Annotated in this window: 20 protein-coding genes, 1 tRNA gene, 1 other RNA gene and 1 pseudogene; 17 read left to right on the top strand and 6 right to left on the bottom strand. The window is 55.2% G+C overall.

Translation table 11 applies throughout. The features are described 5' to 3' along the window. Positions 1-152: 152 nt before the first annotated feature. Together ACUTSU_RS16100 and ACUTSU_RS16095 are read left to right on the top strand one after the other, a co-directional pair. A complete protein-coding gene (locus ACUTSU_RS16100; protein WP_445652252.1) occupies positions 153-389 on the top strand; it encodes a DUF4282 domain-containing protein in 237 nt (78 codons plus the stop codon). A gap of 103 nt (positions 390-492) precedes the next feature. Further along, positions 493-1,941: an alpha/beta hydrolase gene (locus tag ACUTSU_RS16095; protein ID WP_445654388.1), complete on the top strand. Its 1,449-nt coding sequence runs from the start codon at positions 493-495 to the stop codon at positions 1,939-1,941. On the opposite strand, the gene ACUTSU_RS16090 is transcribed toward ACUTSU_RS16095, so the two are convergent. Together ACUTSU_RS16090 and ACUTSU_RS16085 are read right to left on the bottom strand one after the other, a co-directional pair. Next, on the bottom strand, positions 1,938-2,687 hold the full coding sequence (locus tag ACUTSU_RS16090; protein ID WP_445654387.1) for an NAD-dependent epimerase/dehydratase family protein: 750 nt from the start codon (positions 2,685-2,687) through the stop codon (positions 1,938-1,940). The two genes, ACUTSU_RS16095 and ACUTSU_RS16090, sit on opposite strands and share 4 nt — an antisense overlap. Positions 2,688-2,780: 93 nt before the next feature. Next, positions 2,781-3,644, bottom strand: a complete 864-nt coding sequence (locus ACUTSU_RS16085; RefSeq protein WP_445654386.1) for a LysR family transcriptional regulator — start codon at positions 3,642-3,644, stop codon at positions 2,781-2,783. 114 nt (positions 3,645-3,758) lie between these two features. On the opposite strand from ACUTSU_RS16085, the gene ACUTSU_RS16080 reads away from it, so the two are divergent. Beyond that, a complete protein-coding gene (locus tag ACUTSU_RS16080; protein WP_445652248.1) occupies positions 3,759-4,517 on the top strand; it encodes an SDR family NAD(P)-dependent oxidoreductase in 759 nt (252 codons plus the stop codon). A gap of 12 nt (positions 4,518-4,529) precedes the next feature. On the opposite strand, the pseudogene ACUTSU_RS16075 reads toward ACUTSU_RS16080, so the two are convergent. After that, positions 4,530-4,736: pseudogene (locus tag ACUTSU_RS16075) on the bottom strand (GTP pyrophosphokinase); the annotation flags it as partial. A 108-nt stretch (positions 4,737-4,844) separates the two neighbouring features. Between ACUTSU_RS16075 and ACUTSU_RS16070 the strand changes: the two are divergent. The 14 genes from ACUTSU_RS16070 to dppF all read left to right on the top strand — a co-directional run bounded on the left by ACUTSU_RS16070 (position 4,845) and on the right by dppF (position 20,218). Continuing rightward, entirely contained in the window at positions 4,845-5,309 is a 465-nt protein-coding gene (locus ACUTSU_RS16070; RefSeq protein WP_445652247.1) for a MarR family winged helix-turn-helix transcriptional regulator, read from the top strand. A gap of 156 nt (positions 5,310-5,465) precedes the next feature. After that, positions 5,466-5,891: an organic hydroperoxide resistance protein gene (locus ACUTSU_RS16065; RefSeq protein WP_004950797.1), complete on the top strand. Its 426-nt coding sequence runs from the start codon at positions 5,466-5,468 to the stop codon at positions 5,889-5,891. A 224-nt stretch (positions 5,892-6,115) separates the two neighbouring features. Beyond that, a complete protein-coding gene (eptB, locus tag ACUTSU_RS16060) occupies positions 6,116-7,810 on the top strand; it encodes a kdo(2)-lipid A phosphoethanolamine 7''-transferase (protein ID WP_445652246.1) in 1,695 nt (564 codons plus the stop codon). Positions 7,811-7,929: 119 nt separating this feature from the next. Continuing rightward, positions 7,930-8,520: a transcriptional regulator UhpA gene (uhpA, locus tag ACUTSU_RS16055; RefSeq protein WP_445652245.1), complete on the top strand. Its 591-nt coding sequence runs from the start codon at positions 7,930-7,932 to the stop codon at positions 8,518-8,520. Next, positions 8,520-10,061, top strand: coding sequence for a signal transduction histidine-protein kinase/phosphatase UhpB (gene uhpB, locus ACUTSU_RS16050; protein WP_445652258.1), 1,542 nt, complete (start codon positions 8,520-8,522; stop codon positions 10,059-10,061). The genes uhpA and uhpB overlap by 1 nt, the downstream gene beginning before the upstream one ends. 94 nt (positions 10,062-10,155) lie before the next feature. Further along, positions 10,156-11,487: an MFS transporter gene (locus ACUTSU_RS16045; RefSeq protein ID WP_445652244.1), complete on the top strand. Its 1,332-nt coding sequence runs from the start codon at positions 10,156-10,158 to the stop codon at positions 11,485-11,487. A 120-nt stretch (positions 11,488-11,607) separates the two neighbouring features. Next, positions 11,608-11,684: transfer RNA gene (locus ACUTSU_RS16040), tRNA-Pro, on the top strand. A 34-nt stretch (positions 11,685-11,718) separates the two neighbouring features. Then, a non-coding RNA gene (locus ACUTSU_RS16035) (RtT sRNA) lies at positions 11,719-11,846 on the top strand. Positions 11,847-12,231: 385 nt separating this feature from the next. Continuing rightward, positions 12,232-13,923, top strand: a complete 1,692-nt coding sequence (locus tag ACUTSU_RS16030) for a glycosyl hydrolase family 18 protein (RefSeq protein ID WP_445652243.1) — start codon at positions 12,232-12,234, stop codon at positions 13,921-13,923. Positions 13,924-14,525: 602 nt separating this feature from the next. Beyond that, positions 14,526-16,133 carry a dipeptide ABC transporter periplasmic-binding protein DppA gene (gene dppA, locus ACUTSU_RS16025; RefSeq protein ID WP_445652242.1) on the top strand — a complete coding sequence of 536 codons (1,608 nt, stop codon included), beginning with the start codon at positions 14,526-14,528 and terminating at the stop codon, positions 16,131-16,133. 170 nt (positions 16,134-16,303) lie between these two features. Beyond that, the gene (gene dppB / locus ACUTSU_RS16020; protein ID WP_020824728.1) at positions 16,304-17,323 is read left to right on the top strand and encodes a dipeptide ABC transporter permease DppB; all 1,020 of its coding nucleotides are present in this window, start codon (positions 16,304-16,306) and stop codon (positions 17,321-17,323) included. Positions 17,324-17,334: 11 nt separating this feature from the next. Continuing rightward, complete coding sequence (gene dppC, locus ACUTSU_RS16015) at positions 17,335-18,237, top strand: dipeptide ABC transporter permease DppC (RefSeq protein WP_445652241.1); 903 nt, start codon at positions 17,335-17,337, stop codon at positions 18,235-18,237. 14 nt (positions 18,238-18,251) lie between these two features. Further along, positions 18,252-19,232 (top strand): dipeptide ABC transporter ATP-binding protein, encoded by a 981-nt coding sequence (dppD, locus tag ACUTSU_RS16010; protein WP_445652240.1) that lies wholly within the window; start codon positions 18,252-18,254, stop codon positions 19,230-19,232. Next, positions 19,229-20,218, top strand: coding sequence for a dipeptide ABC transporter ATP-binding subunit DppF (dppF, locus tag ACUTSU_RS16005; protein WP_445652239.1), 990 nt, complete (start codon positions 19,229-19,231; stop codon positions 20,216-20,218). The genes dppD and dppF overlap by 4 nt, the downstream gene beginning before the upstream one ends. 279 nt (positions 20,219-20,497) lie before the next feature. On the opposite strand, the gene bcsG is transcribed toward dppF, so the two are convergent. Genes bcsG through bcsE form a run of 3 tightly spaced genes read right to left on the bottom strand, consistent with a single transcriptional unit; the run spans position 20,498 to position 23,904 of the window. Beyond that, complete coding sequence (gene bcsG, locus ACUTSU_RS16000) at positions 20,498-22,150, bottom strand: cellulose biosynthesis protein BcsG (RefSeq protein ID WP_445652238.1); 1,653 nt, start codon at positions 22,148-22,150, stop codon at positions 20,498-20,500. Further along, entirely contained in the window at positions 22,134-22,349 is a 216-nt protein-coding gene (gene bcsF, locus ACUTSU_RS15995; RefSeq protein ID WP_445652237.1) for a cellulose biosynthesis protein BcsF, read from the bottom strand. Before bcsF ends, bcsG begins: the two co-directional genes overlap by 17 nt. Next, positions 22,336-23,904, bottom strand: coding sequence for a cellulose biosynthesis protein BcsE (gene bcsE / locus ACUTSU_RS15990; RefSeq protein WP_445652236.1), 1,569 nt, complete (start codon positions 23,902-23,904; stop codon positions 22,336-22,338). Before bcsE ends, bcsF begins: the two co-directional genes overlap by 14 nt. Positions 23,905-23,965: the final 61 nt, after the last annotated feature.

The following is a 23,965-nucleotide window of genomic DNA, read 5'->3' as shown; positions in this document are numbered from 1 at the left end:
TAAACATCCTAAACCCTTATGTAATGGCTTGCTGATTTCTCTGCGCTTTTGGTCGCGTTACTCGCTATCATTACCGATGTAACAAAACGGGCTTTCCGCACCGATGCGGCGCCTCTGGGATAATTAAATACTGGCCTAAGAAAGGATTTACAATGAAAAACATTTTCTTTTTTGATGCGATGCTGACGCCGAAAATCATCACTGGTGTCTACTGGCTGTGCCTGCTGGGCATTATTGTTGGCGGGATTGGGGCGATGTTCTACGGTGAGTTTTTCCGTGGTCTTTTCGCAATCATCATCGGTGGCGTGTTTACTCGCGTCTGCTTTGAAATGATCATTATTGCGTTTAAAAATAACGAATATCTGCGCAAAATCTCCGAAAAGCCGTAATTCATGTCACAACGTCGGGCTAGCCCGACGTTGTTCTGCCTGCCCCTGTGGGCATTTAACTTCTATAATCGCTGCTGGGATCATCGTGAATTCAGGAGTGAGCATGCCTTCCAGGGCGATAATCAAATGGACCAAACGGCTGACGATCGTGATGGTCAGCGTGCTGCTCACACTGTTTGCGGTACGGATTTACGATACCCAAAACGGCCCGGCGCTGGAACCCTGGCACACCTTTGTGCCGCATGAACTGTCGGCCACCGAACTGGACAAGACCGACTGGCCAGGCTATCTGGCCGCAGAGAGTCGGGTGTTTGATGAGGTGAAGGCTAACGTCACGGACAAACTCTCCGCCAGCGAACGTATTCCGCTCAACCGCTACTTTGACGGCAGCCCGATATACCCGGAGCACTTCGCCCAAGACTGGAACCGTTCCTATGAACTGTTGCCACAGGGCGAACCGCGTGGTGCGGTGGTGCTGTTGCACGGCCTGACCGATTCCCCTTATAGCCTGCGACACATTGCCGAGAACTACCGGCAACAGGGATATGTGGCGGTCGGTATTCGCCTGCCGGCGCACGGTACGGTGCCGGGTGCGTTGACCGATATTGAATGGCAAGACTGGTTGGCGGCGACACGTTTAGCCGTGCGCGAGGCGCGCAGCAAAGCCGGGGACGATAAGCCGCTGCATATCGTGGGCTTTTCCAACGGCGGTGCGCTGGCGATGAAGTACGCGCTGGATGCATTGGACGATCCGCAATTGGCAGCTCCACAGCGACTGGTGTTGGTCTCACCGATGATCGGCGTGACCAGTTTTGCCCGTTTCGCCGGTATTGCCGGTTGGCCTGCGGTGTTCCCTGCGTTTGCCAAAGCCGCATGGCTCGGGGTTCTGCCGGAGTTTAACCCTTTCAAATACAACTCGTTCCCGGTGAACGGAGCGCGTCAGTCTTATCTGCTCAGTAATGGTCTGCAACAGCAAATTGCCCGGGGGGCGCGTGATGGCAAGCTGGATAAATTAGCGCCGATACTGACCTTCCAGTCAGTAATGGATTCCACGGTCAGCACCCGGGCGGTGATCCGCGCGTTATACAACGAATTGCCGGCTAACGGTAGCGAACTGGTGCTGTTTGATGTCAATCGTACGGTAAACTTCGGGCCGCTGCTGCGGCCAAATGCGGCTGCGGCGGTCGGCCAACTGCTGCCGCCGCCTCCACGCCGTTATCAGACCACGGTGATCGCCAACGCCTCACCGGAAAGCACTGAGGCGATCGCCAGCGTAACGCCAGCCGGGGCAACTACGGCCAGTGAGCAGCTACTGGGCATGACTTACCCAGCGGATATTTATTCGTTGTCGCATGTGGCGTTGCCATTCCCGGTAAGCGATTCTCTTTATGGCCGTTTTCCGGTGCGGCGTGATGAGTTCGGCATTAGCCTTGGCACCCTTGCTGCGCGCGGTGAAAGCTCAGTATTAGTGGTTAGTCTCGATTCGCTGATGCGTATTGCTTCCAACCCGTTTTTCCCTTACCTGCTGCAGCGCATTGATAGCAAACTTTAGTCGAAACCGAGGATGCTAAATGCGTCGTCCTGCGGGTAGTAACCAAGCAGCTGGCTGGTTTCCTTCAGCGATAGCCGTTTGTAGCGGTTATTGGAAACGCCGTGCACCACCGCATGGTGCACGCCTTCAACGCGCAGGCAGCGCTCCAGCAGATCGGCAGCGTCGCGGTGGCTGAGAAAAGCGCTCATATCGCGAGCGCTGAGCTGCTCACCGGGCTCGAGTGTGGTGAAGTTGGCAATGCGTACCGACAGCGCAGAAAGACCTTCCTGATGGGCAAAATAGGCGGCGATGCCTTCGCCAAACGCCTTGCTGACGCCATACATATTTTTCGGTTTTGGTGCGTCCTGCGGCCTAATCTGATAATCCAGCGCATAACCTTCTACCGCCTGTGCGCTGCTGGCGAAGACTACGCGCTTACAGCCGGCGTCTTTTGCTGCGCGGAATATATTGAAGGTGCCGAGGATATTGTTATCCATCAGCGAGTGGCAAAAGTCTGCATCGGGGGAGGGATCGGCCGCCAGGTGCAACACGGTATCGATATCGGCGCAGGCCGCGCGGCAGGCGGCGATATCGGCAATGTCGAAGCTGATGATCTCATCATTTGGCTGCAGGTTGGTCAGCCGCCCGAGGTCTTTTTCCGCCAGCCGCAGTGGGTAGCGATTTCCCACCGATTGGCGGAATGCCGTCGCCACCCGGCCGCCCGCGCCGGTAATCAGAATTCGTCCAAATTCAGTACGCAAAATCATGATCTCAGCCAGCCCCTAAAGTCCATTCTGTGGTGACCAGTAATAATCCGCTGCGTCAGATTTGTCCAGTATCAAATTAGAATGTCTTATGCTTTAGCGCGCCAGCGGGCATTTTTCCCCAATGATTTCGGCCAGGAAATTCATGACCGCGCGCACGGCCGTCGAGCGAGCCAGGTCCGGGTAAGTGACCAACCACAGCTCGCGAGTCGGTGCCGCTATTGAAGTCGGCATTGTCACCATGTCTGGGTCACCATCGGCAACAAATGTCGGCAATACTACCGCTCCCAGTCCCGATCGTGCGGCTTCTTGCAACGAGAACAGGTCGCTGGCCTGAAACACCACCGGACGACCCTGCAACAGCTGTTGCAGCCATTGCTGATGGGGCTGGTTTTGGTAGTGGTGGTCGTAGGCGATAAAGGCCCGCGCCGCCTCCGGCAGGGCGGCGTGCTGTGGCGTGGCATACAACGCGTAGCGCATCATGCCAATGCGCTGCACCAGCAGGTCCGGTTGTTGTGGGCGCACCATGCGCACCGCCACTTCGGCGTCACCGCGATCCAGTTCGGCGATAGCCGATTCGCCGGAGAGTACCAGCGTAATATGCGGAAAATTATGGTGAAATTGCGCAATCTGCGGGGCAACAACCCGCGCGGCAATCGACGGCGGGGCGCTGATGCGCACCTGAGTTTGCGGTGTTTCACCAATGCTGCGCGCATGGCGGACAATGGCGTGGCTTTGGTTTTCGATGTCGGTCGCCAGGCCGGCAATGACCTTTCCGCCCTGCGTCAGCGGCGTGCTGCGCGGCAGCCGCAGGATCAGCGGCACGCCGAGTGCTTTCTCCAGTGCTGCCACCCGTCGCCCTACCGTGGCGTGATCGCAACCCAGCTCCCGTGCCGCTGCCGACAATGAACCGGTGCGTGCCAGCACCACGAAGTGTTTGAGATCCTGCCAATCGAACATCAGTGAATTCCTGCACAGTATTACCGCGAATTTACGGAATATTCACACAGGCTGGGACATGATTCAATGGCGTTATCTTTGTCACTACATTGAATTATTTAATTAGGGTATCTTATGAATTTGTGTCTGCAGGGGCGTATCGCGCTGGTGACCGGCGCCAGCGAAGGGATCGGTGCGGGAATGGTGCGGGTGTTAGCGGCGCAGGGAGTGACTGTGGTGGCGACGGCGCGCCGGGCAGATCGTTTGCAGGCCTTGGCGGATGAAGTTGAACAAGCCGGTGGCATTCGGCCCTGTGCTATCGCGGCAGATATCACCAATGCGCAAGCGCTCGAGGGCATGCTTTCGCAGGTGATGCAGCGTTTCGAGACCATCGATATTGTGATTAATGCGGTCGGCGGAGCCCGCCCGACCACGTTGAGCGAAGGCGACGCTGGCTGGGAAGAAGCTTTTGCCCTGAACTTTACGCCGGCACGCCGGGTGACTCACGCCTTGTTGCCTCGGATGCTGGCGCAGGGCTGGGGACGAGTGATCAACATCAGTGGTTCGATGGAGCCGCGCAGCTTGAATGCCGCCACCGCCGCCAAAGGGGCATTGCACCTATGGGCCAAGGGGCTGGCAGGCGACGTGGCGGCGCAGGGCGTTACGGTTAATACTCTGCAGCCCGGACGAATAAATAGCGAACAGGTACGTGAAAAACTCCACCCCAGCGAGGAAGCACGCCAGGCATTTATCGAGCAGAATATCCCGATAGGCTATTTTGGCGAACCGGAAGATATGGCCTATCTGGCCGCGTTTCTTTGTTCCCCACTAGCGCGCTATATCACTGGCGCCGTGATCCCGGTGGATGGTGGTATGCATTATTTTGCGCACTGAAGTCGTTGTCGGTTATGCCGCATCGCTTTCACGGTAGCGCTGGCGGGCATGTTCAAACCAGTTTGCTGGGACGTTATACGGAGGCAACCGCAGCTTTTCCAGCCCCTTTTCGACGATATGATACGCCTGCTGCCATAAAGTAGGGTCCCCTTCGGTCAGCACTTCCAGCAGCCGCTGTTTTTCGATCAGGTAGGTTTGGGCGAAATGGCTATCATAGTCCTTTCCCTCCACACAGCACCTCTCTGTGGTATCCCCTGCTTTTAACAAGGTAGCATATTGGCTGAAAAATAGCTTGCTATTACATCGTGCGCTATCTATATTCAGAGCATGAAAATCGAAAACACCGAACCACCGACAGCGAAAAACCTGCTGCTGCTTGATCAGCAACTTTGCTTTGCCCTGTACTCCGCCAACCTGGCTCTGAACAAGGTGTATCGCAAACTGCTGAGCCAGCTTGATCTCACCTATCCGCAATATCTGGTGATGCTGGTGCTGTGGGAGCGGGATGAAATCAGGGTCACGGACATTGGCGAACGGCTATTTCTCGATTCCGCCACCCTGACGCCATTGCTGAAACGCCTGGAGTCCGCCGGTTTGTTGGCGCGTTACCGCGCCACCACCGATGAGCGGCAGGTGATTATCGCGTTAACCGATGCCGGTCGTGCATTGCGTGAGAAAGCGCAGTCGGTACCGGAAGCTGTATTCTGCGCTACCGATTGCAGCCTTGATGAAATCGTCAATATCAAACAGCAGTTGGAAAAGCTGCGCGGCAAGCTGATCAACCAGCTTTGATCCCCAGTGCCGGACGCAGGATCGGCACGGGTGGACTACACTGGAATTAAGCAGTAAATATATAGCGTGCGATTTAATCGTGAAAGATATACCAATGACGACGTTCCGCCAGCAGGAATTGTCGTCTTGCCTCCAACCAGAAAGAAGGAATGATGTATGTCGATTGAAAAAGTTGTGTACCGTGCTCATGCCACCGCAACCGGTGGCCGCGATGGCCGTGCGACCTCATCTGACGGTGTGTTGGATGTCAAACTGGGCGTGCCGAAAGAAATGGGTGGCGCGGGCGGGGAAGTCACCAACCCGGAACAGTTGTTTGCTGCCGGTTATTCGGCCTGCTTTCTCGGCGCACTGAAGTTTGTCGCGGCGAAAGAAAAAGTGAAGATCCCGGCCGAAGCCAAAATTGACGGCACCGTCGGTATTGGCGAAATCCCCAACGGTTTCGGTATCGAAGTGCAGTTGGATATCACTCTGCCGGGTATCGAGCGCAGCGTGGCGGAAGACTTGGTGAAAAAAGCCCACGTGGTCTGCCCTTATTCCAACGCCACCCGTGGCAATATTGATGTAACGCTTAACGTTAAGTAAGATTTTCGCCAATATCGCGGAACAAATGGAGGGTTCAGCCCTCCATTTCTCGTCTCTTCCCCCTTTATCTCTTGTACAAAAAATGGCAAAAATGGTTATTTTGTGAGAATTCTCTTGATTCTTACCCCCAAAATAGCGCTTATTGCCGATCGGCTGAACCTGCAGCCGCATCGAATGTCTGACTGACTTCAGAACTGTTAAAGCCCCCGGAGCCATCGCGTTACATGAACAAAGTTAAATCGCTATCACAGCAGAATTTATCGTTATTGTTAGCGATCTATATCGGCATCTTTTTGAACCTTTCCGTTTTCTATCGTCGCTTTGATTCATTTTCGCACGGCATTCAGGGGATTAAGGTTATTTCTGCGGTAACCGAGGTTATCGCCATCGTTCTTTTCACCTTCTTTATTATGCGGCTGGTTTCGCTCGGCGGCCGGCTGTTCTATCGAATTACTGCCTCGCTGTTGGTGCTGATTTCCGTGGCGGCCAGCTATTACATGACGTTTTTCAACGTGGTGATCGGCTACGGCATCGTGGTGTCGGTGATGACCACCGATGTTGACCTGTCGAAAGAAGTGGTCGGCATGCACTTCGTGCTGTGGATGGTGGTGCTCAGCGTATTGCCGCTGCTGTGCATCTGGAAAAACAACCTGCGTTATACCCTGATCGAGCAACTGAAAACGCCTGGACACCGGATAAAACCGCTGGTGGTGCTGGTGGCGGTAGTGGCGCTGGTCTGGGTGCCGCTGCGTATGCTGGATAACGAGCAAAGCGCGCAGGAAAAAATCACCAATGTGGACTTGCCAAGCTACGGTGGCGTGGTCGCGCATTCCTATTTGCCATCCAACTGGCTGTCGGCGTTGGGGCTGTTTGCCTATACCCGTTATGACGAAAGTCAGGATCAGGCCAATTTGTTCGACCCGGCCAAGAACTTTACCTATGTGGCACCGGCCGATATTGATGATACCTACGTGGTATTTATCATTGGTGAAACCACCCGCTGGGATCACATGGGCATTCTTGGCTATGACCGTGACACCACCCCACGGCTGTCCAAAGAGAAAAATCTGGTGGCGTTCCGCGGTACGTCTTGTGATACCGCCACCAAACTGTCGTTGCGCTGTATGTTCGTGCGGGAAGGCGGCACGGCAGATAACCCGCAACGGACGCTGAAAGAGCAAAACGTGTTCGCAGTAATGAAAGATCTGGGCTTCACCTCCGAGCTGTTCGCCATGCAGAGTGAGGTTTGGTTCTATAATAATACCGAAGTGAACAACTATTCTTTCCGCGAGATGATCGCCTCCGAAAAGCGCAACGACGGCAAATCGGTTGACGATATGCTGCTGGTGGATGAAATGAAGGAGTCGCTGGCCCGTTATCCCAAGGGTAAGCATCTGGTGATCCTGCATACCAAAGGCTCACATTATCTCTATTCCCAACGTTATCCACGCAGCTACGCACGCTATCAGCCGGAGTGTCTCGGCGTTGACGATTTCTGCTCTAAGGAGCAGTTGGTTAACGCCTTCGATAACTCGGTGCTGTATACCGACAGCTTTATCGCCAATGTGATTGACCAGGTGCGCGAGAAGAAGGCCATTGTGTTCTATTCTTCCGATCACGGCGAATCGATAGGCGAGAATTCGCACCTGCATGGTACGCCGCGTGAAATGGCGCCGGTGGAGCAGTTCCGCGTGCCAATGATGGTATGGGCATCCGACAAGTTCCTGGAAGACCCACAGCATCGCAGTGCTTTCGAGCAATTGCAGGCGCAGCAGCGGGTTGGCAAGACCCACCGCCATGTCGAGCTGTTCGATACCATTCTCGGTTGCCTCGGTTATACCTCGCCGAACGGCGGCATTGTGGCGGAAAACAACTGGTGTAATATTCCGCAGGAAAAAGCAGCGGCGACCCCGCTGTAATTCCCCATGCCGGGCGCGACTGCGCCCGGCAATTCACGCGAATACCTTCCCTCCATCAATTCATCCGGCTCAGGCTTACGGTATACTTGCAGACTTTCCCCCTCGGACCGGAGATTTCCATGACCTTGCGCGTGGCGTTTATTGACGATCATGACATTGTGCGATCGGGTTTTGTGCAACTGCTGTCGCTGGAGCCGGATATTCAGGTGGTCGGCGAGTTCAGCAGCGCTGCTCAGGCCCGCGCCGGCCTGCCCGGTCTGGAGGCGGAAATCTGCATCTGTGATATTTCGATGCCGGACGGCAGTGGACTGGATCTGCTGGCGGATATTCCCTCGGGTATTCGGGTGGTGATGCTGTCAATGCATGACAACCCGGCGCTGGTGGAACTGGCGCTGGAGCGCGGTGCCTGCGGGTTCTTGTCCAAACGCTGTAAGCCGGAAGATTTAATCACCGCGGTGCGCACCGTCGCCAGCGGCGGCGTGTATCTGATGCCTGAAATCGCCCAGCAATTGACGCGGGTGAAGGTGGACCCACTGACCCGTCGTGAACGTGAAATCGCACTGTTACTGGCGCAAGGGCAGGAGGTGCGGGAGATTGCTGCTGCGCTGGGTTTGTCACCCAAAACGGTACACGTGCACCGCGCCAATCTGTTCGCCAAGCTGGGTATCAACAACAACGTCGAACTGGCGAAGCGGATGCTGAACCTGTGATGCAACGCCTGATCAGTCAACTGGCGTTGTTCTTTATCTATGCCACCAGTGCGTTTTGCCTGTGGGGCATTGGTACCGCGCTGATCGACCCGCCGTGGCAGGCGCTGTTGCTGTTCCCGTTTGGTCTGCGTATGGGCATTCTGCTGCAAAGTCCTTACCGCTTCTGGCCGGGCATCCTGTTGGCCGATCTGTTGCTGATGGTGGTGTTGGCCGATCAGTTCGGTTACGGGCCAGCACTGTGGGCTTCGGTGGTGGTGCTGGTACTGACGGTGTTGCTCAGTCTGGTGGCCTCCCCTTGGCTACTGCGGCATCAGGAAAGCGACAGCGAATGGCAATGGCCATTGTTGCAGGGCGCGGTGGTGGCGGTGGCCGCGTTGCTGCAGGCGCTGGTGTGGCAGGTAGTGAACGGTGAGGGTGCCAGAGCCCTGTTGCTGGGGTTGGCGGGCGGATTCACCATTGCCCCGACTTGCCTGCTGCTGTGGCATTACCTGGCGCGGCAGATCTGGGTGCCGCTCGAACCGGGCCTGATCCATAAGCCTGTGACGCTACGGTTGCGCCATCTGGCCAGCTATTTACTGCTGTTTGCGCTCAGTATCTGGCTGCAACAGCAGGTCAATGCCGCCGAACTGCGCCGTTTTGCCCCCTTTTGCCTGGCCATTCCGATCGTCTTTATGTCCTATCGCTATGGCTGGCAGGGCGCGCTGTTGGCAACCCTGCTTAATGGTGTGGTACTGGTGGCCAACGAACCGCCACAACCCGAGTCACACCGAGATTTGCTGCTGTCGCTGCTGGCCCAGAGCCTGACCGGTCTGTTGCTCGGTGCGGGTATTCAACGCCAGCGCGAACTGAACCAGCAACTGCGGCTGCGGCTGACGGAAAACCGCCAACTGGCGCGTGCGCTGGTTACGGCAGAAGAACAGACCCGGCGCGAGGTGGCGCGGGAGTTGCACGACGAGGTCGGTCAAACTATCACCGTGATCCGCACTCAAGCCAGTATTATCAAACGGTTGGTGCCACAGCCGCAGGTGATGGGCTGCGCTGAAGCGATAGATACCCTGGCGCTGCGGGTGTATGACGGCGTGCATGATGTGTTGACCCAGCTGTGGCCGGCTGCGCTGAATAATTTGCCGCTGTCGGCGGCGGTGGCGGCGATGCTGCGTGAATCATTGCCGCAGGATTCGTCGCTGGTGAGCGTGATGCAGTGGCAGGTGCCGGATGAACTGCTGGATGAGACGTTGAAAATTACTCTGTATCGGGTGTGTCAGGAAGGGGTGACCAATGTCTGTCGTCACGCCGCCGCCAGCCGGATTGAGCTGGATGCACGTTTTCGTCAGCGAAAAGGGCGGTTGCCGCAGGTGCTGCTGACCATTCGCGATAACGGCGTGGGTATCGATCTGGCCCATCATGAGCCTGGCTATGGTCTGCGCGGCATGCAGGAGCGCATCAGCGCACTGGGCGGCCGCCTGCGGCTGACGTCGGAGAATGGCACCTGTTTGAATGTGATCTTACCCACAGTTTCACCGGCGGAAGGGCCAAACTAGGAAATACTCCTAGCCGCGTCGGGAATCCGGCGTAAGTCATTTCCGCGCGCGCGCAGCATGATAGCGGCACTTTTCATATTCTCTGAGGTTTCACATGTGGTCTTTCCTTAAAAGCCGCGATGATGTGCCGCCGGTTTCCGATCAAAAACAGATCGATGCCAGCTATAAATACTGGCGCATCCAGCTGATGTGGACGATGTACATCGGCTATGCCGCGTTTTACTTCACGCGCAAAAGCTTCAACTTCATCATGCCGGCGATGCTGAGCGATCTTGGCCTGACAATGTCTGACGTCGGCATCCTCGGTACGCTGTTCTACATCACTTACGGCTGCTCGAAGTTTATCTCAGGCATGATCAGCGATCGTTCCAACCCGCGCTATTTTATGGGGTTGGGCCTGATTATGACCGGCATACTCAATATCTTCTTCGGCCTCAGTTCCTCTCTGCTAATGCTGGGGACGCTGTGGGTCCTCAACGCCTTCTTCCAGGGCTGGGGCTGGCCGCCATGCTCCAAGATCCTTACAAGTTGGTACTCGCGTTCCGAACGCGGCAGTTGGTGGGCGATCTGGAATACATCACATAACTTTGGCGGTGCGCTTATCCCGCTGCTGGTTGGCTTTATCTCGCTGCACTTCAGCTGGCGCTACGGCATGATTATTCCGGGCATTATCGGCGTGGTGTTGGGCCTGTTGATGTGTTGGCGCCTGCGTGACAAGCCCTCCACCATGGGGCTGCCTAGCGTGGGTAAATGGCGCAACGACGCCATGGAACTGGTGCAGGAATCGGAAGGTCAGGGGCTGACCAACCGCGAAATCATCAAACGCTACGTGTTGACCAACAAGTACATCTGGCTGTTGGCGGTATCCTACGTGCTGGTGTACATCGTACGTACAGCCATTAACGACTGGGGCAACCTGTACCTGACCCAGGAAAAGGGCTATTCGCTGATGACCGCCAACTCGGCGATCTCGCTGTTTGAAGTGGGCGGCTTTATTGGTTCGCTGGTGGCCGGTTGGGGTTCTGACAAGCTGTTCCGCGGTAATCGTGGGCCAATGAACCTGATCTTCGCCATCGGGATCTTCCTGTCGGTTGCGGCGCTGTGGATCATGCCAGGTATCACTTTCCTGCTGCAGGCGGCCTGCTTCTTTGCTATCGGTTTCTTCATCTTTGGCCCACAGATGCTGATTGGCATGGCGGCGGCGGAATGTTCGCACAAGGATGCTGCCGGGGCGGCAACCGGTTTTGTCGGCCTGTTTGCTTACCTGGGGGCGGCGTTGTCCGGCTACCCGATTGCCCGCATCATGGAAATCTGGCACTGGAACGGTTTCTTCGTGGTGATCTCGATCGCTGCCTGTTTGTCTGCGTTGTTCCTGCTGCCATTCTTGCGTGCTCAATCACCGGCGCTGAAAACGGCGAAGGCATGATGAAAAAGTGCGCTGCAGGCTGCTGTGGCGCGCTTTATGCCGCTTTTATCACCACTTGATTAGCCGGGATAAGAAAGTTATTGACGCGTATGATCGTCAGCAGTAAGATGCGCCCCGCATCGGCGAGTAGCGCAGCTTGGTAGCGCAACTGGTTTGGGACCAGTGGGTCGGAGGTTCGAATCCTCTCTCGCCGACCACATTCAAGAAAACCTGCTTTTTAAAGCAGGTTTTTTTTCGTCTGTAATTTATAGGATGAGAGCCTCCGAAGGAGGTTTGAGCCGAGCGTAGCGAGACAACGTTGCTTTAGCAACGGCCCGCAGGGCAGCATCGTAGATGCAGTAATCCTCTCTCGCCGACCACATTCAAGAAAACCTGCTTTTTAAAGCAGGTTTTTTTTCGCCTGTAGTTTGTGTTTTGCACCCAGCTCCAGAACTCACTTTTTCCCATAAAAAACATTCATCCTTTCTCGCTAATTAATTCACTCTCCTTATTCCTGGCTGCTTCTGTTATTCATATTTAAATAAATTCACCGTTGCCAAATAAAATCTGGTTGATAGCGCTATTGTTTTAATGATTATTTTATCTATAGTCTGAATACGCGGAATGGGAATGATAGATTTCCGTTACGTGGGAAAGATTAATGCTTTTTTATTCATTTTAACCGGCCTGGATTATTCTGCTTCGAAAATCTTCGGCCGTCATTAAATATTTTACGTTTATCCTCTCGGAATAAAGGAATCAGTTATGCGCAAATTTAATAAACCGTTGTTGGCGTTGTTGATCGGCAGCACGCTGTGCTCTGCGGCGCAGGCCGCCGCACCGGGCAAGCCTACACTGGCCTGGGGCAATACCAAGTTCGCTATTGTCGAAGTCGATCAAGCGGCGACGGCTTATAATAACCTGGTGAAGGTAAAAGATGCCGCCGACGTTTCTGTTTCATGGAATTTATGGAATGGCGATACCGGTAATACGGCAAAAGTATTATTAAATGGCAAAGAAGTCTGGAGCGGTGCCTCAACCGGTGCTTCGGGCACGGCAAACTTTAAAGTTAATAAAGGTGGACGTTATCAAATGCAGGTGGCGTTATGTAATGCTGACGGTTGTACTGCCAGCGATGCTACCGAAATTGTAGTGGCGGATACCGATGGCAGTCATTTGGCACCGTTAAAAGAACCACTGTTGGAAAAGAATAAACCTTATAAACAAGACTCCGGCAAAGTAGTAGGTTCTTATTTTGTTGAGTGGGGCGTCTACGGCCGTAATTTCACCGTTGATAAACTGCCGGCACAGAACCTGACGCATCTGCTGTACGGCTTTATTCCGATCTGTGGCGGTGACGGCATCAACGACAGTCTGAAAGAGATCGAAGGCAGTTTCCAGGCGCTGCAACGTTCTTGCCAGGGCCGTGAAGATTTCAAGGTGTCGATCCACGATCCGTTCGCCGCGTTGCAGAAAGGGCAAAAAGGCGTGACCGCCTGGGATGACCCCTACAAAGGCAACTTTGGTCAGTTGATGGCGCTGAAGCAGGCGCGTCCAGACCTGAAAATCCTGCCGTCGATTGGCGGCTGGACCTTGTCCGATCCGTTCTTCTTTATGGGTGACAAGGCCAAGCGCGATCGTTTCGTCGGCTCGGTGAAAGAGTTCCTGCAAACCTGGAAGTTCTTTGACGGTGTGGATATCGACTGGGAATTCCCGGGCGGGCAGGGTGCTAACCCGAAACTGGGCAGTGCGCAGGATGGGGCGACCTATGTGCAATTGATGAAAGAACTGCGAGCGATGCTGGATCAGCTTTCCGCAGAAACCGGTCGCAAGTATGAACTGACCTCTGCGATCAGCGCCGGCAAGGACAAAATCGACAAGGTGGACTACAACACTGCGCAGAACTCGATGGATCACATCTTCCTGATGAGTTACGACTTCTATGGCGCCTTCGATCTGAAAAACTTGGGCCATCAGACAGCACTGAAAGCACCGTCCTGGAAACCGGATACAGCATATACCACGGTGAATGGCGTCAATGCGCTGCTGACGCAGGGGGTGAAGCCGGGCAAAATCGTGGTGGGTACTGCCATGTACGGCCGTGGCTGGACCGGTGTTAATGGCTACCAGAACAACATTCCGTTTACTGGTACCGCGACCGGCCCGGTAAAAGGCACCTGGGAAAATGGCATCGTCGATTACCGCCAAATCGCCAATGAGTTTATGAGCGGTGAATGGCAGTACAGCTACGACGCCACTGCCGAAGCGCCTTATGTATTCAAACCTTCCACCGGCGACTTGATCACCTTTGACGATGCCCGCTCGGTACAGGCGAAGGGCAAGTATGTGCTGGATAAGCAGTTGGGCGGGTTGTTCTCCTGGGAAATCGACGCTGATAACGGCGATATTCTGAATAATATGAATAGCAGCCTGGGCAACAGCGCCGGCACGCAATAAATCGGTTGTAGCACGTTGCCGGGGGATATCCTTTTGCCCCCGGCTTTTTAACAGACGAAAGTTTTTTTACGCTGGATAGATTGTGGCGTCACCCGGCTAAAAAAATGCACCGATGGCTCACCCTTTCGGGTAACAGGACAGCATTTCGTCCTGTCTTTTACGTCGATCACAAAAATAACCGTTCAGATATTCATCATTCGACAACAAACTTTTTTAGTTTTTTATCGGAGTTAAACACCAGTAATTTTCTGCAACACAGCCTATCGAACTAAATTTGACCGTATAGCATAAGTTTTCATACTGCAAATGTTAAAAAAAGGTTTTTTTTATGTTTGTTTGCTGTTTCTCACAGTCTGCGTAAATCCCCACTGGTTATATTGACGACACCCCAAACAGTTGGCAATTTGGTAGCCTCAGGGGTAAGAGCGAGAGTTGTTTGAGTGAATGCCACGCGCTCAGACGCCCCCACCGGGATGCGTTCCCCCGGCTCTCTTGCGCAATTATCCCTCCAGCCTTCGGGCACCGACTGCACAGGCCGCGCAATAAAAAATACAGGCTCTGGCGGTAATACACACATCACATCACATAATGGAGCACAAGCGATGACAAGTTCCTTGGGAAAAACAGGGATTCTGAAATTCGGTATTGGGCTGATTGCGTTGACCGTTGCGGCCAGCGTGCAAGCCAAGACTCTGGTTTACTGTTCTGAAGGTTCCCCGGAAGGGTTCAACCCGCAGCTGTTCACCTCGGGTACCACCTATGACGCCAGCTCGGTCCCTATTTACAACCGTCTGGTCGAATTCAAAATCGGCACCACCGAACTGCAACCGGGCCTGGCTGAAAAATGGGATGTCAGCGAAGACGGCAAAACCTACACCTTCCACCTGCGTAAAGGTGTGAAGTGGCAGAGCAGCAAAGACTTCAAACCGACCCGTGATTTCAACGCCGACGACGTGGTGTTCTCCTTCGAACGCCAGCTTGACGCGAAAAATGCCTATCACAAAGTCTCCGGCGGCAGCTATGAGTACTTTGAAGGCATGGACATGCCGAAGCTGATTGCCAAAATCGAGAAGGTGGACGATTCCACAGTCCGTTTCGTGCTGAACCGTCCGGAAGCCCCGTTTGTGGCTGACCTGGGTATGGACTTCGCATCCATTCTGTCTGCCGAATACGCCGACGTGATGATGAAAGCCGGTACTCCGGAAAAAGTTGACCTGAACCCAATCGGTACCGGTCCGTTCCAACTGCTGCAATACCAGAAAGACTCCAAAATCCTTTATAAGGCATTCGACGGTTTCTGGGGCACCAAGCCGAAGATCGACCGTTTAGTGTTCTCTATCACGCCAGACGCTTCAGTGCGTTACGCCAAGCTGCAGAAAAACGAATGTCAGGTGATGCCGTTCCCGAACCCGGCTGACATCGCCCGCATGAAGCAGGACAAAACCATCAACCTGATGGAACAACCGGGGCTGAACGTTGGCTACCTGTCGTTCAATGTTGAGAAAAAACCGCTGGATAACCTGAAGGTGCGTCAGGCGTTGACCCTGGCGGTCAACAAGCAGGCGATCATCGACGCGGTGTACCAGGGCGCAGGCCAGGCGGCTAAAAACCTGATCCCGCCAACCATGTGGGGCTATAACGACGCGGTGAAGGATTACACCTACGATCCGGTCAAGGCCAAAGAGCTGCTGAAAGAAGCGGGCATGGCAGACGGCTTCGCCATCGATCTGTGGGCTATGCCGGTACAGCGTCCGTACAACCCGAACGCGCGCCGCATGGCGGAAATGATCCAGTCTGACTGGGCGAAAATCGGCGTGAAAGCCAAAATCGTGACCTATGAGTGGGGTGAGTACCTCAAGCGCGCCAAAGCGGGCGAGCATCAGACGGTGATGATGGGCTGGACCGGCGACAACGGGGATCCGGACAACTTCTTCGCCACGCTGTTTAGCTGTGCGGCGGCGAAAGATGGTTCCAACTACTCTCGCTGGTGCTACAAGCCGTTTGAAGATCTGATCCAACCGGCACGCGCTGAATCGAACCACGACAAACGCATCGAACTGTACAAACAGGCTCAGGTAGTGATGCACGATCAGGCTCCGGCACTGATTGTCGCCCACTCCACCGTTTACGAGCCAGTGCGTAAGGAAGTGAAGGGCTATGTTGTGGATCCGCTTGGTAAGCATCACTTTGAGAATGTCTCTCTAGATTAATTCTGGCCGTTAAGCCGGCGACACACGAATGGACTTGGCAGGGGCGCAACAGGTTGCGCTTCTGCTGACCAGTCTCCGGCGTATGGCATCAGGATTGTTCAAAGTGTGTGAGCTTTAATAAGCCTGGCGGACGATGAGCTGCCGGGCACTTTATACAGAGAGTTCGGGATATGTTGCAGTTCATACTCCGACGTTTGGGGTTAGTTATCCCAACGTTTATCGGCATAACTTTGCTGACTTTTGCATTCGTCCATATGATCCCCGGTGACCCGGTGACCATCATGGCCGGGGAACGCGGGATCTCCGCAGAACGCCATGCGCAGTTGATGGCGGAAATGGGGCTGGATAAACCGCTCTATCAACAATATTTCTCTTACGTATCCAACGTGTTGCAGGGTGATTTGGGTACGTCCCTCAAAAGCCGCATCTCCGTTTGGGATGAGTTTGTTCCACGCTTCAAGGCCACGCTGGAATTAGGGTTCTGCGCGATGATTTTTGCCGTGCTGGTGGGTATCCCGGTCGGGGTGCTGGCGGCAGTCAGGCGAGGCTCAATATTCGATCACACCGCGGTGGGTATATCACTGACCGGCTACTCGATGCCGATTTTCTGGTGGGGCATGATGCTGATCATGCTGGTCTCGGTGCAGCTAAACCTGACGCCGGTATCGGGGCGGGTCAGCGACACGGTGTTCCTCGACGATACCTTGCCGTTAACCGGCTTTATGCTGATTGATACCCTGATTTGGGGCGAGCCGGGCGACTTCGCTGATGCCGTGATGCATATGATCCTGCCTGCTATCGTACTCGGCACCATTCCGCTGGCGGTGATCGTGCGTATGACGCGCTCCTCAATGCTGGAAGTGTTGGGCGAAGATTACATCCGTACCGCGCGCGCCAAAGGTGTGAGCCGTATGCGGGTGATTGTGGTGCATGCGCTGCGCAACGCTTTGCTGCCGGTGGTAACGGTGATTGGCCTGCAAGTCGGCACCATGCTGGCCGGTGCCATCCTGACCGAAACCATCTTCTCCTGGCCGGGCCTGGGGCGTTGGTTGATGGATGCGCTGCAACGTCGCGACTATCCGGTTGTTCAGGGCGGCGTATTGCTGGTCGCCTGTATGATTATTCTGGTTAACCTGCTGGTAGACGTGCTCTACGGTGTGGTCAACCCGCGTATTCGCCACAAGAAATAAGGGGCGCTCTGATGTCTCAAATCACTGAGTCTGTAGTTAAAGGTGCGCCGAAGCCCATGACCCCGTTTCAGGAGTTCTGGCACTATTTCAAGCGCAATAAAGGGGCCGTTGTCGGTCTGGTGTATATCGTTCTGATGTTTGTGATTGCCATCGGAGCCGGAGTATTGGCGCCGCATGCACCGGCGGATCAGTTCCGCGACGCGCTGCTTAAGCCTCCGGTGTGGCAGGAAGGCGGCAGTTGGCAATATCTCCTCGGTACCGACGATGTGGGTCGCGATGTGTTGTCGCGCCTGATGTACGGTGCGCGACTGTCGCTGCTGGTCGGCTGTCTGGTGGTGGTGCTGTCGCTGATCATGGGCGTGGTGCTGGGCCTGTTGGCCGGTTACTTCGGCGGCGTGGTGGATGCGATCATTATGCGTATCGTCGACATCATGCTGGCGTTGCCAAGCCTGCTGCTGGCGCTGGTGCTGGTGGCGATTTTCGGCCCCTCCATCGTTAACGCCTCGCTGGCGCTGACCTTCGTCGCTCTGCCGCACTATGTGCGTCTGACCCGCGCGGCGGTGCTGGTGGAAGTGAACCGCGACTACGTCACTGCTTCACGCGTGGCGGGTGCCGGTGCGATGCGCCAAATGTTTATCAACATCCTGCCAAACTGCCTGGCACCCTTGATCGTCCAGGCTTCTCTTGGTTTCTCGAACGCTATCCTGGATATGGCCGCTCTCGGCTTCCTGGGTATGGGTGCACAGCCGCCTACGCCGGAGTGGGGCACCATGCTCTCCGACGTGTTGCAGTTCGCACAAAGCGCTTGGTGGGTCGTGACCTTCCCTGGCGTGGCGATCCTGCTGACGGTGCTGGCATTTAACCTGATGGGGGACGGCTTGCGTGATGCTCTCGACCCCAAACTCAAGCAGTAAAGAGGACGAGAGAGATGGCGTTATTAAATGTAGACAAGCTTTCGGTGCACTTCGGTGACGAAGGTACCCCTTTCCGCGCGGTAGATCGTATCAGCTACAGCGTGGAGCAGGGCCAGGTGGTGGGGATCGTTGGTGAATCCGGCTCCGGCAAGTCCGTCAGTTCGCTGGCGATTATGGGGCTGATCGATTTCCCCGGTAAGGTGATGGCCGAAAAGCTGGAGTTTAACGGCCAGGATCTGCGCAAGATTTCCGAAAAAGAGCGCCGCCAACTGGTGGGCTCGGAAGTGGCGATGATTTTCCAGGATCCGATGACCAGCCTGAACCCGTGCTACACCGTCGGCTTCCAGATTATGGAAGCGCTGAAGGTACATCAGGGCGGTAATCGGCGTACCCGTCGTCAGCGGGCTATCGACCTGCTGACGCAGGTGGGCATCCCCGATCCGGCCTCGCGTCTGGATGTATATCCGCACCAGCTTTCCGGTGGTATGAGCCAGCGCGTGATGATCGCCATGGCGATTGCCTGTCGGCCAAAACTGCTGATTGCCGATGAACCCACTACCGCACTCGATGTGACCATTCAGGCGCAAATTATCGAGCTGCTGTTGGAATTGCAGCAGCGTGAAAATATGGCGCTGTTGTTGATTACTCACGATTTGGCGCTGGTGTCCGAGGCGGCGCATCATATTATCGTGATGTATGCCGGTCAGGTGGTGGAATCCGGTAAAGCATCGGAAATTTTCCGCGCACCGCGGCATCCTTATACTCAGGCGCTGCTGCGAGCGCTGCCGGAGTTCGCGGCCGATAAGGCGCGGCTGGCTTCGCTGCCTGGTGTGGTACCGGGCAAATATGACCGCCCAAGCGGTTGTTTACTCAACCCGCGTTGCCCGTACGCCACTGAGCGTTGCCGTGTTGAGGAGCCGGAACTGCGCAGCATTCCCGGCCGTCAGGTTAAATGTCACACACCGCTGGATGATGCGGGGAGGCCGACCGTATGAGCCAGAACCAACCCTTGTTGCAGGCGATTGACCTGAAGAAACACTACCCGGTCAAGAAGGGCATCTTTGCCCCGGAACGGCTGGTTAAAGCCCTGGACGGCGTCTCTTTCACCCTTGAGCGTGGTAAAACGCTGGCGGTGGTGGGCGAATCCGGCTGTGGCAAGTCAACGCTGGGCCGTCTGTTGACGATGATTGAAGTGCCGACCGGCGGTGAGCTGTATTATCAGGGGCAGGATCTGCTAAAGCCTGACGTCACCGCTGAGAAGCTGCGGCGCCAGAAGATCCAGATTGTGTTCCAGAATCCTTATGGATCGCTTAACCCACGTAAAAAGGTCGGGCAGATCCTCGAGGAGCCGCTGCAGATCAATACCGGGCTAAACAGCGCTCAACGTCGTGAGAAAGCGCTGGAGATGATGGCCAAGGTTGGCCTGAAAACCGAACACTATGATCGCTATCCGCACATGTTTTCCGGTGGGCAACGCCAGCGTATTGCTATCGCCCGTGGTCTGATGCTTAACCCGGACGTGGTGATTGCCGATGAACCTGTCTCCGCCCTCGATGTCTCGGTGCGAGCGCAGGTACTGAATCTGATGATGGATCTGCAGCAGGATTTGGGGCTGTCCTATGTGTTCATCTCGCATGATTTGTCGGTAGTGGAGCATATTGCCGACGAAGTGATGGTGATGTATCTCGGCCGCTGCGTGGAAAAGGGCAGCAAAGATGCCATTTTCAACAACCCGCGCCATCCGTATACCCAGGCGCTACTGTCCGCGACGCCACGTCTGAATCCGGATATGCGTCGTGAACGCATCAAGCTGACCGGCGAGCTGCCCAGCCCGATGAATCCACCGCCGGGTTGTGCATTCAATGCCCGCTGCCGTCGTGCTTTTGGGCCATGTACCCAGCTGCAGCCACAGTTGAAGCAATACGGTGAACAGATGGTTGCCTGCTTTGCGGTCGATCAGGATGAAAATCCTGTGACATGACTTTGTTATCAAGAGCGATTAATTTAAATGCCGGCATTTACGCCGGCATTTTTTTTGATTAAACCCACTGGTTTGTTAATTATTTTGTTGGGAAATTAATTAATTTGTATTAATAACGATTTTTTCTCTTAACGAAATCCTAACGAAATAATTGTTATTTAGGAATATTCTCACGATTATAATAAATAAATCGCTTAAATTTCATGTTGCCTGATATCAGCTATAAAAAAGCACGCCCGAAGGCGTGCTGAATATTCATGGAAAGATTTTTAGATGCATTTACTGGGGGTAAGGCACCCAATCACCACCGTTCAAGCGGATGTAGGATTTACCCTGGTATTGCATCACGATGGCGTTATCATTCTCCGAAATGACCGCTGTCTGCGGCAGGTTCTGCGTCAGCGCCTGCCAGTCGACGCTTGGGGCAATGAAGGCTTTGCCGTCGACCAGCCGTGAGACCAGCTCGGAAAGCGCCAGGTAGCTGCTCGGCGTCTTAATCTGCAGCGTACTGCCCTGATGCGGCGCTTTCATGCCCACCAGTTTGATGCCCACCGGCATATGGGTAATGTTCGGGCTTGGGATATCCCGCAGGCCGGACATCTGCATTTTATCGCCCACCAGGGCTGCGCCGTGCTCCGGTACAAATACCACCATTACCTTGCGCCCGGATTTCTCCAGTTGGTCAAGGAAGGTATTCAACTGATCGAACAGCTTCTGCGCCCGTGGCTGATAGTCCGCGCTCTTGTTGGAGCCGACGAAACGGTTGCCGTCGTGCAGTGGAATGATGTTGAAGAAGGTGGCACTGCGGGTATCGCCAGCCTTTTGCTGCAGATCCAGCCAGCGGGTGAGCAGTTCCAGATCGTTGTATATCGGTTCGCCGTCAAACGACGCCAGCTCATTGCCGATCCCGGCCTGAGACATCAGCGGTGCCTGCATATCACCCTGTTCGCGCAGCTCTTTCAGGAAGTTGCCGAATACGCCAGAGTGATCGAGCATCAGTTGTTCCTTGAAGCCCAGCTTGGCCAGATTATCAAACAGATAGCACTGCTGGTTTACCGGTTGATACAGGTCGTGGTGCGAGGGCTGGCCGCAGCTGGCGCGCAGCAAACGGATGGCCGCCGGGCCGCTGTAGGCGGTTGCCGAGTTGAAGTTGTCGAACATGATGTCCATCTTCGACCACAGCGGATGGTTTTCCAGTTTCGCCGCATCAATGTCGGCCCAGGCCAGCGAACAGATATTGATCACCAGCAGGTCGAACGGCTGAGCATCGGCAGGCAGGCTGGCCGGGAAGGCGGTGGCGCGGGCTTTTTCCTTGTCGTAAAACTGATTCAGGTAGGCCGTGAGGTTGGCGCTGGTTGGCGGTGCGCTGTCCGCCGGGGCATTATCACCACCGGCAGCCGGGGTAGCCACCGCCTGTGTGCTGCTGTTGGAGGCCGTGGTGCTGGCCGGCAGCAGTGACACTGCCGGGCCGGCAATATTGACCAGGTTCAGCCACACCAGCGCGGCAACGGTGAACACCGTTACCCGTATCCACTGGGATAAAAACAGATAGGCAATCAGCATCACAAAGGCAGCGCCGATCATCTGCCAATTGATAAAGCGATTGGTCAGCTCCAGCAGATATTGGGCACTGAAGCCGGTCAATTGCGAACCCTGACTCATGATGCTGTTGATACCAGGTAGCCAGGTGTCGTGATAAAACAGCGCGAAACCTATCGGGATCGCCACATAATGGCGCCAGCGGTGCACACGCAGTGCCGGTATCGGCATCAACAGAAACGCCATGAACACCAGGTTTGGCAGCGCGTGGAAGTTCAGGTACCCGAACCACAGCAGGGCAAACTTGACCAGGAAGTAGTAGTTCCAACCCCCCAGCCCACGCCAGTAGCGCCACAGGGAGTTATCGGATTGCGGGTTATTTGTTGGCTTCATGGCTGTTTTTACGCTTAATCTGAGATGAAGAACCTTCGCGCACCCATAACCCGGCGGATTTTAAATAGCGCGGTGATAACAACAGGTTTTGCCAGTATTGACGGCAGTGCGGGAAACGCCGATGAAAGGCATAGCCCAGTGGAATAAAAATAATGGCGCACAGGGTAATCAACTGCACAATATCGCTAAGATTCAACATGCTTGTTCTCCTGTGCCGTGGTGGTTAGCGTGAAGGCCACCGGTTGACGGCGTTCCTGCGGGCTTACTGCCTCGGCGGCGGTCTGACGTGGTGCCACCGGTGCGGTCGCCGCGCCCAACGGAACAGGGGCGTTGTGCGCCAGTCGTTTGATTTCTGAAATAATATCGACATCCTGATACCACACCACCCGGTTGCTGAAGGCTTCATCCACCGGCAGGCGGAAGATAAATTTCAGGGCGGTATCCAAATCGTTAATCCGGCAGGTGGAAAGGAATAGCACCAGTCGGCCTTGCACCACGGTCATTACATCGCCGAAGCGGCGCAAAAAACACAGGGTCATCGCCTGCTCGGCACGCAGCCCTGGGGCCGGGCGCAGGGCGACCATCACGCCTTTGCCGTCTTCCGGCAGCAGCGTGTTGGCCATCAATGAATTTACCGCCTGACTAAAATCATCCGGCCGCAGGTAACCCTTCAGCTGCAACGGTCGCAGTCCGGCCAGCAGGGCGTCGATATCTGCCGGAACGTGGCGTGAGAAGCGTTGCCCCTGGATGCCCTCTAGCATGGTCAGAAAGCGCGACAGCGGTGCCACGTGCGGCACAATCAGGTTGGCGCCACAGGCCAACAGCAGGCGTTCGTCGCTGTAACGCAGGCTGGCGCTCATCTCGCGCACGACGATTTTCAGCCCGTTACCGCGCTGGCGGCGCAGGCTGTGGATTTGGTGCGCCAGTGCATCAATATCATCGCTTTGGTACAGGGCAAAAATCAACGTTGCCGAGAGTGTCAGCATGCCGTGCTGCGCCAGTAGCGCATTGCTTTCCAGCAGTTGCCAGTTGGCCGACAGCGGCGGTGCACCTTCCAGAATGCTCTGTTGGGCCAGATAAAGCCCTTCATCGCTGCGAATGGAGGTCGGCGAGGGTTTGTTGCTGTCATCGTCACCTTGCCAGCCGTTTTCACCGGCGTACAGCGTCAGCAGTTGGTTGGCATTGATGCCGTTTTCGGTACTCCACCAGTTAACCAAATACTGTGCGCAGCCCTGTTGCCACTGTAGGCTGGACAGGCCGTTAAGGATCCGGTGCTGGGCGCTGAGTTGTCCCTTGAGCTTGTTGACGCCGCCGCCATGGCTGAGGATCAGCAGAGTACAGCCTTGTCGCCGCAGCCAGGCACCAGTAGCGTGGGTCCAGTCACGCAGTTCTTCGCTGGTGAAGGTTTGCCACAGGCTGGCGTGGGCCAACAGGATTAATAAGCGGTTTTGGGGCTTTAAGGCGCGCATCAGATCGTCGCTGAAATGCGTCAGCGCGGCTTTTTTTTCCGGCAGCTGGTACAGCGGAATTTTTTTCAGCGCGGGTGAGGTCAGTTCGGCCAGCAGTCGGTCAGGTTTACCCCCACTGCAAATCAATGCCACCTGGCTGGTTGCGGCCTGGGCAGCTATGGTTTGTTGGCAGAGCAGGTTAGCATCGGTCTGACGGTCGATGTTCACCCAATACAGGCCCGGGGCCTGCATGACAGACAGTTCTTCCCAAACCTGCTGAATACCTAATGAGAAAGATTGCGCCATAGGTTATGTTTCTGCTTTCGTTGAAAGTGTCGTCGCGACCAACTGAGCATTGCTATTCAGT

The organism is Serratia sp. NA_13 (genome assembly GCF_052691735.1).
The sequence above is the reverse complement of the archived record's forward strand: the minus strand, read 5'-3'. Positions and strand labels throughout refer to the sequence as shown.